This is a genomic window from Blautia sp. DFI.1.216, assembly GCF_020594215.1.
GTDB lineage: Bacteria > Bacillota > Clostridia > Lachnospirales > Lachnospiraceae > Blautia_A > Blautia_A wexlerae.
In genome coordinates this window covers 33,105-48,177 of sequence record NZ_JAJDML010000029.1, presented here as the reverse complement: position 1 = coordinate 48,177, position 15,073 = coordinate 33,105, and the positions used below count along the sequence as shown (strand labels likewise).

At 43.3% G+C, this 15,073-nt stretch carries 9 protein-coding genes and 1 other annotated feature; of the genes, 7 read left to right on the top strand and 2 right to left on the bottom strand.

Annotated features, from left to right (window positions below; genetic code table 11):
- Positions 1-79: 79 nt before the first annotated feature.
- Positions 80-490: an IS200/IS605 family transposase gene (tnpA, locus tag LJE11_RS12050; RefSeq protein ID WP_202018854.1), complete on the bottom strand. Its 411-nt coding sequence runs from the start codon at positions 488-490 to the stop codon at positions 80-82.
- A gap of 594 nt (positions 491-1,084) precedes the next feature.
- On the bottom strand, positions 1,085-2,185 hold the full coding sequence (locus tag LJE11_RS12045; protein WP_195303065.1) for an FAD:protein FMN transferase: 1,101 nt from the start codon (positions 2,183-2,185) through the stop codon (positions 1,085-1,087).
- 190 nt (positions 2,186-2,375) lie between these two features.
- Between LJE11_RS12045 and LJE11_RS12040 the strand changes: the two genes are divergently transcribed.
- The 7 genes from LJE11_RS12040 to rpoC all read left to right on the top strand — a co-directional run bounded on the left by LJE11_RS12040 (position 2,376) and on the right by rpoC (position 14,958).
- The gene (locus LJE11_RS12040) at positions 2,376-2,558 is read left to right on the top strand and encodes a DUF6472 family protein (RefSeq protein ID WP_008705180.1); all 183 of its coding nucleotides are present in this window, start codon (positions 2,376-2,378) and stop codon (positions 2,556-2,558) included.
- Positions 2,559-2,605: 47 nt separating this feature from the next.
- Positions 2,606-3,235, top strand: a complete 630-nt coding sequence (gene upp / locus LJE11_RS12035) for a uracil phosphoribosyltransferase (RefSeq protein ID WP_055053923.1) — start codon at positions 2,606-2,608, stop codon at positions 3,233-3,235.
- A gap of 532 nt (positions 3,236-3,767) precedes the next feature.
- Positions 3,768-3,910: a sequence feature (ribosomal protein L10 leader region), on the top strand.
- A 41-nt stretch (positions 3,911-3,951) separates the two neighbouring features.
- A complete protein-coding gene (gene rplJ, locus LJE11_RS12030) occupies positions 3,952-4,455 on the top strand; it encodes a 50S ribosomal protein L10 (RefSeq protein WP_227296032.1) in 504 nt (167 codons plus the stop codon).
- 110 nt (positions 4,456-4,565) lie between these two features.
- The gene (rplL, locus tag LJE11_RS12025) at positions 4,566-4,937 is read left to right on the top strand and encodes a 50S ribosomal protein L7/L12 (protein ID WP_008705176.1); all 372 of its coding nucleotides are present in this window, start codon (positions 4,566-4,568) and stop codon (positions 4,935-4,937) included.
- An 87-nt stretch (positions 4,938-5,024) separates the two neighbouring features.
- Positions 5,025-7,115, top strand: a complete 2,091-nt coding sequence (locus LJE11_RS12020; RefSeq protein ID WP_227296029.1) for a right-handed parallel beta-helix repeat-containing protein — start codon at positions 5,025-5,027, stop codon at positions 7,113-7,115.
- A 209-nt stretch (positions 7,116-7,324) separates the two neighbouring features.
- Positions 7,325-11,185 (top strand): DNA-directed RNA polymerase subunit beta, encoded by a 3,861-nt coding sequence (gene rpoB / locus LJE11_RS12015; RefSeq protein WP_227296027.1) that lies wholly within the window; start codon positions 7,325-7,327, stop codon positions 11,183-11,185.
- Positions 11,186-11,202: 17 nt separating this feature from the next.
- The gene (rpoC, locus tag LJE11_RS12010) at positions 11,203-14,958 is read left to right on the top strand and encodes a DNA-directed RNA polymerase subunit beta' (protein ID WP_227296025.1); all 3,756 of its coding nucleotides are present in this window, start codon (positions 11,203-11,205) and stop codon (positions 14,956-14,958) included.
- Positions 14,959-15,073 lie beyond the last annotated feature (115 nt).

Sequence of the window (15,073 nt, the reverse complement as noted above, 5' to 3'; positions counted from 1 at the left end):
GCCCGATGAGGTTCGCATATTCCCGGCTGACCTTTATGGATGTTTTCTTTGACAGCAGCATTTCCTCTCCTCCATCGTATCAGTACGCTTTGCTCTGATGTTCGATATACCTGCGGATATTTTCTTCCGATACAGATCCGACCGTTTCCACATAATAGGAATGGTTCCACAGCTCCCCTTTCCAAAGCTGGTTTCTTATTTCCGGAAAACGTTCGAAAAGTTTCCTGCCGGAGATCCCCTTCAGGTATTTCACGATCGCAGTTATGGATAATTTCGGAGGGGCTGACACAAAACAGTGTACATGGTCTCCTTCCCCACATTCAAACAGATGGACCGTAAAGCCCTTATCTTCTGCGATCTCCTGCACCAGTTCCTGCAGATATGCCTCGACCTCCGCACTTAATATCTTCCGCCGGTATTTTACCGACCATACCATATGGTAATTAATATTACACACACAAGTGCGATAATGTATAAGATTTTCTTTCATGCATATAGTATACCATGATATCAAAAATTTCGCAATAAAATATCGAACATATTTTCTTTTTTTATAATGCTGGATACAGCTTTTTATAGGGAGGAGAAGGGAGAAATTGAATGAAAATCATTTTGTTATTTTTATTTATTATGAGTGCAGATATGCACAGTTTGCGCTTTCATCTCGGTAATTGAATTGCCGAGGATTCCCGCTTATTATCCTAAAAATGAATAATCGTCAGAAGAACTGTCAGGCTGAGTGATAAGTTTAACTGAATAGGGTAAGTCCCCTGCGGAGGTTGCGAAAAGCAATAAGCAGGGGACTTTTGTCAGCTATGTACAATATTGACTTAAATCAAAAAAAGTTTCATATAAGTCATGAAATAATTAACAGTATGTTGACTGAGATTTTATAGAATAACAAATTAAGTCAAGCGAACAGGCAAAAATATTTGACTGGAAATTTACAAATTGCAAATTAGGTCAAGAAATTAGTGTGGATTGTATGATTTGAAAATCAAAATCTATTGATTAAGTCAAAACGCCAGTTAATAATCGTTGATTTATATTTCTGTTTTTTCAATTTAAGTCATCAGAGACAGATTTATTCTGTTTCCGTAACTTTGATTTTTTTCTGGAAATCTCTGGTATAGTGAATCTCATAATCAGAAGTTACGAAAAATGCCTGTACATCGTCCAGAGACTCGGCCAGTTTCATGCCATCCTCCAGACCAAGAGCAAAGCAGGTCGTGCTCAGCGCATCTCCATCCACAGACTGATCGGAAATAATGGTAACTGCAATCAGCCCGTTATCATAAGGATAGCCGGTTTTAGGATTGAGCAGGTGATGATACAAAGTGCCATCCTGTTCAAAGCATCTCTCATAAATTCCTGAGGAAACCACTGACTTATCCCTGATGTCCATAACAGCAATAGTTTCGCTTCGGTCTGCAAATGGTTTCTGGATTCCGATCTTAAAAGCAGAATTGTCTGTTTTTTCGCCAATACAGAGAACATTTCCGCCAAGATTGATGATCGCACTTTTTACATCCTGAGAAACCAGATAATCCTTCAGGCGGTCTGCGATATAACCCTTGGCAATGGCACCGAGTTCGATTGCAGTATCGTCTGTCTTTAATGTAATCTCATTTTTATCTGTATCAACAGAGATATTGTGATAATTACATTTGGGCAGTGCTGCCTGGATCAGACTGTCCTTGGGCACTTTTGGATTTTCAGCAGTAAAATCCCACAGAGAAGTCAGCGGTTCAATAGCAATATCAAATGCACCCTCAGATAATACAGAATAATCAAGTCCCTTAGAAACCAGCTCCGCCAGAGAAGCCGACACCTGATAAGTATTCTCTGTCCCCTTCACAGGTGTAAGTTCCCGATGGTTTAACTGATATAATTCACTGTCATCTGCGGTGCGGCTGAATATTTTCTCATACTTGTCACAAAGATTCATGCATTCTGTAAGCAGCTCTCTGTCCTGAGAATCATAGATAGTGACCGTAACTGCAGTATTCAGTTTGATCGCAGTGGCAGAGATGGGATCCTGGGAACCGGCATCCGTATTTTTGACATTTTCCGTTTTTGCCGAACATCCGGAAAAAACAGCCGGACATAATATAAGAGATGCTGCGAGCATTGAAAAAGTACAGCGTGTTATTAATTTTTTTGCAGATATATGATATAATATCATAAATGTAACCTCATAGTTATTTTATGGAATTGCTATAAGCAATAGTTCAGGGAAGAAATATCTTTTGATCCCAACACCATAGTATATCAGAAACAGCAAACTTTGCACAGGTACAAAGGCAACATAAAAAATCCAAAAGGAGATACCGGATAGAAATGAAATATGCCGGAAACAAAGAGAGGAGTAAATAATGTCCGATGCAGTAAACTGCGAATATTGTGTAAACTACAGTTATGATGACGACTATGAATGCTACACCTGTGAAATAAATCTTGACGAAGATGAAATGGTGAAGTTCATCACCGGAAACTTCAATCAGTGTCCATACTTCAAGATGGGTGACGAATACCGCATTGTACGTAAGCAGATGTAGAATTTATAAAAAGTAACAAATATTCAACTAAGCGAGGAATTAAGATAATGGAAAACGTTTATATTATGAATCATCCGCTGATCCAGCATAAAATATCCATGCTGAGAAACAAAAACACAGGAACAAATGAATTTCGTAAATTAGTAGAAGAGATTGGAATCCTCATGGGATACGAAGCTCTCCGGGATCTTCCTGTAGAAAATGTAGAAGTAGAAACCCCTATTGAAACCTGCATGACACCAATGATTTCAGGAAAGAAGCTGGCGGTTATCCCTGTGCTCCGCGCAGGCCTTGGAATGGTAAACAGTATTCTCACACTTGTGCCATCTGCAAAAGTAGGCCATGTAGGACTCTATCGTGATCCTGTAACCCATGAACCACACGAATACTACTGCAAACTCCCGGAAGCAATTGATGAGCGAATTTCAGTGATCGTAGATCCAATGCTCGCAACCGGTGGCTCCGCAGAAGCAGCCGTTGACTTTGTCAAAAAACAGGGCGGAAAAAATATTAAATTCATGTGCATCATCGCAGCCCCTGAAGGACTCAAACGTCTCCACGAAGCACATCCGGATGTTCAGATTTACTGTGGACATCTTGATCGTGAATTAAACGATCACGCCTACATCTGCCCAGGCCTTGGAGATGCCGGAGACCGTATATTCGGAACAATGTAAGAACAGCGTGATTTGTTACATCTCATACCTATACTGCGCATATGAAGAACTCACCCTGCATCAATATAGCAGAAATTTGTTTTAGATATACTGACAATTTGTTACTGTTCACTCCGTTCACAGTAACGTAGCCCAAATTCATTCCAGATTGCCTGCGGCAATGGAATTTTGGCTTGTATGTCTCGGGATTTTGGCATATTCATGCCAAAACACCTCGCAGGACAGTGGTGTGTGAACAGTAACGACAATTTTCCAACTACCAGCGTAAGCAGGATTCTCTTTTGGGGTGAATCTTGTAGGGAGTGTAGCAACTCTTAGGCCTGCGGAATCTGCGTTATGAAAAAAGAAGGCAACTGTCTGAGCCGCAGGCGAGTTTTGCCTTCTTTTTTCATGCACTTAGCAGATTTTGCAGGCCTTAGAGTTCCTGCTCCCGAAACTGAACCCCAAAAGAGAATCCTGCTTACGCGTCCCTTAATGAAAAAATCAACAAAAAACCGAAAAAACCTCTTGACAACCCAAATCTCATATGCTATCTTATACCAGAACGCTGCCGAAGACAGTAGGTGCCGCAAGGCATAAGTTGTAAACGCCTACCGAGGACTAAGTATTCTTTATATTTTTATGTAAGATTACGCAAGCCCTACTGCCAGACAGTAAGGCTTTTTATTTACTCATTTGCAGCGGTATACAAAATCTATAAGGAGGTGTACCATTTCATGGCAAAAGTAGAACTTAAACAACCAATCGTAGACGAAATTATCAACAACGTGAAAGATGCAGAATCTGTAGTACTTGTTAACTACAGCGGTCTTACAGTTGAACAGGATACTGCTTTACGTAAGGAATTAAGAGAAGCTGGTGTTGTATACAAAGTATACAAAAACACAATGATGCATCGCGCATTCGAAGGTACTCAGTGCGAAGGACTTATCCAGCATTTACATGGAACAAACGCTATAGCAATCTCTGCTACAGACGCAACTGCTCCTGCAAGAATCCTTGATAAATTCGCAAAGAAAGCACCGGCTTTAGAATTAGTTGCAGGTATCGTTGAAGGAAACTACAACGATCAGGCAGGTATTCAGGCACTGGCTGGAATCCCGTCCAGAGAAGAACTTCTCGGCAAACTGCTTGGAAGCATCCAGTCTCCGATTACAAACTTCGCTCGTGTGCTTAATCAGATCGCTGAGAAAAACGGCTCTGAAGCAGCAGCTGAATAATTTTTAATGCCAGAGGCATAAAACGAATCTAGTAACTATTCGAAAATCACCATCCACGAGGATGCTGAAGAGTTACCGAATTAAATAATATTATATGGAGGGAATTTAAAATGGCAAAATTAACAACAGAAGAATTTATTGCAGCAATCAAAGAATTATCTGTATTAGAATTAAACGACTTAGTAAAAGCTTGTGAAGAAGAGTTTGGTGTATCCGCAGCAGCAGGTGTTGTAGTAGCAGCAGCTGGAGCAGCAGAAGCAGCAGAAGAAAAAGATGAGTTCGATGTAGAACTTGCAGAAGTTGGACCAAACAAAGTTAAAGTTATCAAAGTTGTTCGTGAAGTAACTGGCTTAGGTCTTAAAGAAGCTAAAGAAATGGTTGACGGAGCTCCTAAGGTTGTTAAAGAAGGCGCATCCAAAGCAGAAGCTGAAGATATCAAAACAAAACTTGAAGCTGAAGGCGCTAAGGTTAACCTTAAATAATTATCTTCCTATTATATATAGAAGATTTGCAAGCAGGAATGCCACTGGTATTCCTGCTTTTTTTACAGAGCCGGAGGATTACAGACTATGATGAAAAGAAAAACGGCAGTCATATTTGGTATCATCATTGCAGCCCAGCTTTGCCTGACTCCATATGCAGGTGTAAAAGTACAGGCGGCTGAACTGGAAGAAGGACAGATGTTTGAAGATTCATCAGAAGATTCAGAGACTTTTGGAGATGTGTCAATACCGGATGCGCAGTCGGCAGAGAAAACTGAAGAGAATGAATTTGGGGATGACGACGGTTTCGGTGATGGAGACGTTGAAACTTTTTCAGCGGAGGATGCGGATCAGTTCCGCGAAAATATGCAGGAACTTGTGCTGAATGTGCAGGATGGAGAGGATATTACTGTAAAGTTAAATACACTGCTGGCACAGGCCAGGGACAAGGCAACGGATGAAAAGCAGTGCAAAGTTATCGTGCCGCCTGGAAATTATACACTTACGGGAACTTTGCATATGTACAGCAATATCTATCTATATGCAGAGGGTGCCACGATAACAAAGACTTCACCGCGAAAAGAAATCCTGCTCCGTCTTGGCGATACAAAGAAATCTGCAGGCGGATACGAGGGATACCGTAATATAACTATCGATGGCGGAACCTGGGATTCAAACTATGAATGTGTGGAAGACAAGGGAGGACCTGGAGGGTTTGTAGGTTTTAGGATCGGTCATGCTACGAATGTTACAGTGAAGAATGTTACATTTCTTAATAACCTTAAATCGCATTTTCTGGAACTTGCAGGAGTGAAGAATGCAGAAATTACAGGATGTACGTTCAGGGGCTACTGGAAAGAGTTTACAGGCGGCGGACAGGAATGTATCCAGCTGGATGCCTGTATGCCGAGAATTTTCCCGGGATATCTTCCATATGACGGAAGTGTCTGTGAGAACATTGTGATAAAGGATAATACCTTTGAAGATGTATTTGCCGGCATTGGAAGCCACAGCATGATGTTTGATAAACCGTATAAAAATATCACGATCAGTAACAACCGGTTTAATAATCTGAAAAAGAGAGCAATATGGTGCCTGAATTATCAGGATACGGTTGTGACGGGAAATACCATGACAAATGTGGGCGGTGGTGTTTATGTGCGTTCTGTTTATACCAGAAATGCACATACTGTCAGCGGTCAGGAAGTATCTCCGGAGGGAAATCAGTACGCAGAGAATATTCTGATCGCTGATAATCAGATCACAGTTCTGGAACCAACCGTAATAGATGGCAAACAATGGAATGGATATGGAATCTGGATCACAGGCGAGGTATCTCTGGGCTCAGCAGGAGAAACTATTCCTTCTGAAGATGATGATCCTGAGAATACAGCAAATCCGACGACCAATGGAATTCCGGCGGGAAGATATATTATTCGCGGAGTTACAGCCAGAAATAATACGATCAGCGGAAATTGCGACGGAATTAAATTTTCCCTTGCAGAAGACTGTTCATGCAGGGGGAACACAGTCAGACTTTCTGATAGTCATACCTACAACAATATGGGGATCAGTGTTGCCAAGGGAAGCAATATCAGAGTTTCCTATAACAATCTTTCCGGCGGAAACGGATATGGGATTTATGCAGTCGGAACAGAGGCTTCACAGAAAATCTGCCGGATTTACGGAAATACAGTCTCCGGATTTATGAAAGATGGGATTCTGGCTTCAGGGCTTGCAGCAGGAAGCCGTATTGAACACAACAGAGTCAGTACCAGTGCGGCAAATGGCATACTTGTAAAATGTATTGATAAGAGTGTGGTTGATGGCAATTACAGTTTTAAAAATAAGGCAAGAGGAATTCTTCTGCAGAGATGTGAGTCAGCAATGGTAGCGGATAATTTTGTTTCTGAAAATGCGATCAATGGAATTGAACTCAATATAAGAAGCAATCATTCTTCTGTGCAGGGAAATGTCTGTGGTTCCAATAAAAAATCAGGTCTGCGAATTGCCGGATCAAAGGGGATTTCGGCAGACGGAAATTCCTTCCGCAGCAACAGAGGATATGCGGCGGAATTTATCCGTTCTCATATCAGCAGTTATAAAGGCAATCGTTTTGAAGGAAATGGATATTCAAATCGTATCCACGTAAGAAACAGTAAAATCCCGAAGAAATAGCGTTACTGTTCGCTCCGTTCACAGTAACGAAATAGTGACTGTTGCAATTATTTGAAAAAATTAAAAAAATATCAAAAAAGTGATTGACAGGCGCAACTTGCTGTGCTATAGTGAAGAATGCTATATTATGGCAAGATGTGCCTTTATGTCTTTTGGCAAAAAGGGTCAAGTTATAATAAATTTAAAGAAAAAACAGGGGTGAAACGTCAATGGAAAAAAACAGAATTCGTTCTGTAAAAACTGGAAAAAGCATGCGTATGAGCTACCAGAGACAAGAAGAAGTCCTGGAAATGCCAAACCTGATCGAAGTCCAGAGGGATTCTTATAAATGGTTTCTTGATGAAGGACTTAGGGAAGTCTTTGATGATATTTCTCCGATCGCGGACTACAGCGGAAAGTTCAGCCTGGAATTCATCGACTTTACATTTGACGAGAAGGATGCGAAATATACTATCGAACAGTGTAAAGAACGTGACGCAACTTACGCCGCACCTTTGAAGGTTCGAGTGAGACTGATTAACAAAGAAACAGAGGAAATCAACGAACACGAGATTTTCATGGGAGATTTACCGATCATGACTGTTACAGGTACCTTTGTCATCAATGGTGCAGAACGAGTAATTGTCAGCCAGTTAGTACGTTCCCCTGGAATCTATTACGCAATAGCGCATGATAAACTTGGTAAGAGACTGTTCTCCAGTACTGTTATCCCGAACAGAGGTGCATGGCTGGAATATGAGACAGACTCTAATGATGTTTTCTATGTACGTGTTGACAGAACAAGAAAGGTTCCGATCACTGTTCTGATCCGAGCACTTGGTGTAGGAAGCAATGCAGAGATTATTGATCTCTTCGGTGAAGAGCCAAAGATCCTTGCAAGTTTTACAAAGGATACATCCACCAACTATCAGGAAGGTCTTCTTGAATTATACAAGAAAATCCGTCCGGGTGAGCCGCTTGCAGTTGAGAGTGCGGAGAGCCTTATCAATGCAATGTTCTTTGATCCGAGAAGATATGACCTTGCGAAAGTTGGACGTTATAAATTTAACAAGAAGCTCCACCTCAACAGAAGAATCGTTGGTCACAGACTGGCTGAGGATGTTGTTGATGCTTCTACAGGCGAAATCCTGGCAGAAGAAGGAACTGTTGTGACAAAAGAAATGGCAAATACCATCCAGAACAGCGCTGTTCCATATGTATGGATCCTTGGCGAGGAAGACCGTAGAATCAAGGTTCTTTCTAACTTAATGGTTGATATCCGCCACTATCTTCCGGAAATTGAAGATCCAAAGAGCATCGGTGTTACAGAAGCAGTATACTACCCTGTTCTCGAAAACATTCTGGAAGAAAATGATACATTAGAAGACAGGATTGCAGCAATCCACAGAGATATCCATGATCTGATCCCGAAGCATATCACAAAAGAAGACATCTTTGCTTCTATTAACTACAATATGCATCTGGAATATGGCCTTGGCAATGCCGATGATATCGACCACCTGGGCAACCGTCGTATACGTGCGGTAGGTGAGCTGCTTCAGAACCAGTACAGAATCGGTCTTTCCAGACTGGAACGTGTGGTTCGTGAGCGAATGACAACTCAGGATACAGAGAATATTTCTCCACAGTCCCTGATTAATATTAAACCTGTAACTGCAGCAGTGAAAGAGTTCTTCGGTTCTTCCCAGCTGTCACAGTTTATGGATCAGAACAACCCTCTTGGTGAGCTGACACACAAGAGACGTCTTTCCGCCCTGGGACCTGGCGGTCTGTCACGAGACAGAGCCGGATTCGAGGTTCGAGATGTCCATTACTCCCATTACGGAAGAATGTGCCCTGTCGAGACACCTGAAGGTCCTAACATCGGTCTGATCAACTCTCTTGCATCTTATGCAAGAATCAATCAGTACGGATTTATTGAGGCACCATACCGCAAGATCGACAAATCAGATCCTAAGAATCCTCGTGTAACAGATGAGGTTGTATATATGACTGCTGATGAAGAGGATAATTACCATGTAGCACAGGCGAATGAGCCTCTGGACGAAGAAGGATATTTCATTCATAAGAATGTATCCGGTCGTTTCCGTGAAGAGACTCAGGAGTATGAGCGTCATATGTTTGATTACATGGATGTATCTCCTCGTATGGTATTCTCCGTCGCTACTGCCCTGATCCCGTTCCTGCAGAACGACGATGCCAACCGTGCGCTGATGGGATCAAACATGCAGCGTCAGGCTGTGCCGCTTCTGACAACAGAGGCTCCGGTAGTTGGTACTGGTATGGAAGTGAAGACAGCAGTTGACTCCGGTGTCTGCGTAGTTGCAAAGAAATCTGGTACTGTACTTCGTTCCACATCTACAGATATCAGCATTAAGAATGATGATGGTACAAAAGATGATTACCATCTGACTAAATATCTGAGAAGTAACCAGAGTAACTGTTATAACCAGAAACCAATCGTATTCCAGGGTGAGCACGTAGAGGCAGGACAGGTTATCGCAGATGGTCCTTCCACAGCAAACGGAGAACTTGCTCTTGGTAAGAACCCGCTGATCGGATTCATGACATGGGAAGGTTATAACTACGAGGATGCGGTACTCCTCAGTGAAAGACTTGTTATGGACGATGTTTATACATCTGTTCATATTGAAGAATATGAATGTGAAGCCCGTGATACCAAACTGGGACCGGAAGAAATCACACGTGATGTTCCTGGTGTGGGTGATGACGCTCTGAAGGATCTGGATGAGCGTGGTATTATCCGTATCGGTGCTGAAGTACGTGCCGGCGATATCCTTGTTGGTAAAGTTACTCCTAAGGGAGAGACAGAGCTTACGGCAGAAGAGAGACTTCTTCGTGCAATCTTTGGTGAGAAAGCACGTGAAGTACGTGATACTTCTCTGAAAGTACCTCACGGTGAATACGGTATTATCGTAGATGCCAAGGTATTTACAAGAGAGAACGGCGATGAGATGTCACCTGGCGTTAACCAGTCCGTACGTATCTACATCGCACAGAAGAGAAAGATTTCCGTTGGTGATAAGATGGCCGGACGTCATGGTAACAAGGGTGTTGTTTCCCGTGTACTTCCTGTTGAAGATATGCCATTCCTTCCGAACGGACGTCCTCTTGATATCGTGCTGAATCCTCTGGGTGTGCCTTCCCGAATGAATATCGGACAGGTCCTGGAGATTCACTTAAGCCTTGCTGCGAAAGCACTTGGATTCAACGTTGCAACTCCTATTTTCCAGGGTGCAAACGAGCATGATATCCAGGATACACTGGAACTTGCAAACGACTATGTAAACACAGAAGACTTTGAAGAGTTCCGCGAGAAATACAAAGACATTTTAGCACCGGATGTAATGCAGTATCTGGATGAGAACAAAGCCCACAGAGCACTGTGGAAGGGTGTTCCGATTTCCAGAGACGGTAAAGTGCGTCTGCGTGACGGCCGTACAGGAGAGTATTTCGACAGTCCTGTAACAATTGGTCACATGCACTATCTGAAACTGCACCATCTGGTTGATGATAAGATCCATGCACGTTCTACAGGTCCTTACTCTCTGGTAACACAGCAGCCACTGGGTGGTAAAGCACAGTTCGGTGGACAGCGTTTTGGTGAGATGGAGGTTTGGGCACTGGAAGCATACGGTGCATCCTACACACTGCAGGAAATTCTGACAGTAAAATCCGATGATGTTGTTGGACGTGTTAAGACATACGAAGCAATCATCAAGGGTGACAATATTCCTGAGCCGGGTATTCCGGAATCCTTCAAGGTTCTCTTAAAAGAACTTCAGTCTCTTGGTCTGGATGTGAAGGTACTCAAGGATGACAATACAGAAGTACATCTTCTTGAATCTGTAGATTACGGTGACACAGACCTTCGTTCTGTCATCGAGGGAGATTCCAGAAGACATCATGACAGAGAAGAAGACTACGGCAAACATGGCTATACAAAGCAGGAGTTTGACGGAGAAGAACTCGTTGACATTGACGAGGATGAAGATGAGGATGACTTCATTGAGCTGGATGAGGCTCTTGAAGACAATGACGAAGAGTAAGAAAGGGGAAAGAATACATGGCAGAAACAACTAACGCCAATGAAACATATCAGCCAATGACTTTCGATGCCATCAAAATCGGACTGGCGTCCCCTGAGAAAATCAGAGAGTGGTCAAGAGGCGAGGTTTTAAAACCTGAGACCATCAACTACCGTACCTTAAAGCCGGAGAAAGACGGACTTTTCTGTGAAAGAATCTTTGGACCGAGCAAGGACTGGGAGTGCCACTGTGGAAAGTACAAAAAGATTCGCTATAAAGGCGTTGTCTGCGACAGATGTGGTGTAGAAGTTACCAAATCCTCTGTACGTAGAGAGCGTATGGGACATATCGAGCTGGCTGCTCCGGTATCCCACATCTGGTATTTCAAAGGAATTCCGTCCCGTATGGGACTGATCCTTGACATTTCTCCGAGAACTCTGGAGAAAGTTCTTTACTTTGCTAACTATATCGTACTGGATCCGGCTAATTCCGGACTCCAGTACAAACAGGTACTTACAGAGAGAGAATATCAGGATGCACGTGAGGCTTATGGATATGATTTCCGTGTAGGTATGGGTGCAGAATCCATCAAAGAGCTTCTTGAGGCAATTGATCTTGAGAAAGATTCTGTGGAACTGAAAAAAGAATTAAAAGATGCTACAGGCCAGAAACGTGCCAGAATCATCAAACGTCTGGAAGTTGTAGAATCTTTCCGTGAGTCAGGAAACCGTCCTGAGTGGATGATCATGACAGTGATCCCTGTAATCCCGCCGGATCTTCGTCCTATGGTTCAGCTGGATGGCGGACGTTTTGCTACATCTGACTTAAATGATCTTTACAGAAGAATCATCAACCGTAACAACCGTCTGAAGAGACTTCTGGAATTAGGTGCACCGGATATTATCGTTCGTAACGAGAAACGTATGCTTCAGGAAGCTGTTGATGCCCTGATCGACAACGGTCGTCGCGGACGTCCTGTAACAGGTCCTGGAAACAGAGCCCTGAAATCCCTTTCTGATATGCTGAAAGGTAAATCCGGACGTTTCCGTCAGAACCTTCTCGGTAAACGAGTTGACTATTCCGGACGTTCCGTTATCGTCGTAGGACCGGAACTTAAGATTTACCAGTGTGGTCTTCCGAAAGAGATGGCCATTGAGCTGTTCAAACCTTTCGTTATGAAAGAGCTTGTTGCCAACGGAACTTCACACAACATTAAGAACGCCAAGAAAATGGTTGAGAAGCTGGAGCCTGCTGTATGGGATGTTCTGGAGGATGTTATCAAAGAACATCCGGTTATGTTGAACCGAGCACCTACACTGCATCGTCTTGGTATCCAGGCATTCGAACCGATCCTTGTAGAAGGTAAAGCGATCAAACTGCATCCGTTGGTTTGTACCGCATTCAACGCTGACTTCGATGGTGACCAGATGGCCGTACATCTTCCGCTTTCACAGGAAGCACAGGCAGAGTGCCGTTTCCTTCTGTTATCACCGAACAACCTGCTGAAACCTTCTGATGGTGGTCCTGTAGCCGTTCCTTCACAGGATATGGTACTTGGTATCTACTATCTGACTCAGGAAAGACCTGGAAACAAGGGTGAAGGCAAGTTCTTTAAGAGCGTAAACGAAGCAATCCTTGCTTATGAGAATAAAGTAATCACACTGCAGTCCAGAATCCATGTTCGCTGCAGCAAGACAATGCCGGACGGATCCGTTCTGACCGGTACAGTAGAATCTACACTTGGACGTTTCCTGTTTAACGAAATCCTTCCACAGGATCTTGGTTTCGTAGACAGAAGTGTTCCGGGAAATGAACTTCTTCTTGAGGTTGACTTCCTGGTAGCCAAGAAACAGCTGAAACAGATTCTTGAAAAAGTTATCAATACTCACGGTGCTACAAAGACTGCTGAGGTTCTTGATGCGATCAAAGCTACAGGTTACAAATATTCCACACGTGCAGCCATGACTGTTGCCATTGCCGATATGACAGTTCCGCCTCAGAAACCGGAAATGATCAAACAGGCTCAGGATACTGTAGACCTTATCACAAAGAACTATAAACGTGGTCTTATCACCGAGGAAGAGCGTTACAAAGAAGTTGTTGATACATGGAAGAAGACTGACGATGAGCTTACACATGCTCTGCTGACAGGTCTTGATAAATACAACAACATCTTCATGATGGCTGACTCCGGTGCCCGTGGTTCCGATAAACAGATCAAACAGCTTGCAGGTATGCGAGGACTGATGGCCGATACAACCGGTCACACCATCGAGCTGCCTATCAAGTCAAACTTCCGTGAAGGTCTTGACGTACTGGAATACTTCATGTCTGCACATGGAGCACGTAAAGGTATGTCCGATACAGCTCTTCGTACAGCCGATTCAGGTTACCTGACAAGACGTATGGTTGACGTTTCTCAGGAGCTGATCGTACGTGAGACAGACTGCTGTGAAAACAGAGATGAGATCTCAGGTATGTATGTAGAATCTTTTGTAGATGGTAAAGAAGAGATCGAAGGACTTCAGGAGCGTATCACAGGTCGTTTCTCCTGTGAGACAATTAAGAATAAAGATGGCGAAGTTATCGTAAAAGCCAACCATATGATCACACCGAAACGTGCTGCCCGCATCATGAAAGAAGGCGTGGACAACCAGACAGGCGGATCTATCGAGAAAGTTAAGATCCGTACAATCCTTACATGTAAATGTAAAGTTGGTATCTGTGCGAAATGTTACGGTGCGAACCTTGCAACCGGCGAGCCGGTACAGGTTGGTGAATCTGTCGGTATCATCGCTGCTCAGTCTATCGGTGAGCCAGGTACACAGCTTACCATGCGTACTTTCCACAGTGGTGGTGTTGCCGGTGGAGATATCACACAGGGTCTTCCTCGTGTCGAGGAGCTTTTTGAGGCAAGAAAGCCGAAAGGTCTTGCCATCATCACAGAGATTCCTGGTGTTGCTGTTATCAATGACACTAAGAAGAAACGTGAAGTTATCGTTACAGATCAGGAAACAGGTGAATCCAAGACTTACCTTATTCCATACGGATCCCGTATCAAGATCACAGACGGACAGATCCTTGAAGCAGGTGATGAACTTACAGAAGGTAGCGTAAATCCGCATGATATCCTGAGAATTAAGGGTGTACGTGCAGTTCAGGATTATATGATCCGTGAAGTACAGCGTGTATATCGTCTCCAGGGTGTTGAGATCAGCGATAAGCATATCGAAGTTATCGTTCGTCAGATGTTGAAGAAAATCCGTATCGAAGATAACGGAGATACAGAATTCCTTCCTGGAACACTGGTTGACTTCCTTGAATACGAGGACGTTAACGAGCAGATGGAAAAAGAAGGCAAACAGCCTGCAGATGGAAAACAGGTTATGCTTGGTATTACCAAGGCATCTCTTGCTACAAACTCCTTCCTGTCAGCCGCTTCCTTCCAGGAAACAACTAAAGTTCTGACTGAAGCCGCTATCAAGGGTAAAGTTGACCCGCTGATCGGTCTGAAAGAGAATGTAATCATCGGTAAACTGATTCCTGCAGGTACCGGTATGAAACGCTACAGAGATGTAAGGCTCAACAGCACAATGCCTGAACCGGAAGTAAAGGTTGAAGATATAGCCGAAGAACTTACGGAAGATGAAGAAATCAAAGATGATGAGATGGTCACAATGGATGAAGAACTTCCGGAAGACGAAGAATTCGATGTTGAAGAATCTGATGAAGAAGAGGCTGCTGAAGACGAAGCTGATGATCAGGCTTCAGACGATGCAGAAGACAACGAATGATCCAACGGAGTAGATAACTTATCCGGACTGATTTGATATGAATTCACAAGAGAACTATCTGTGCCGACAGATTTTGCCGGCGAGGTAGTTCTCTTTTATTTTCCGGAACATTCCA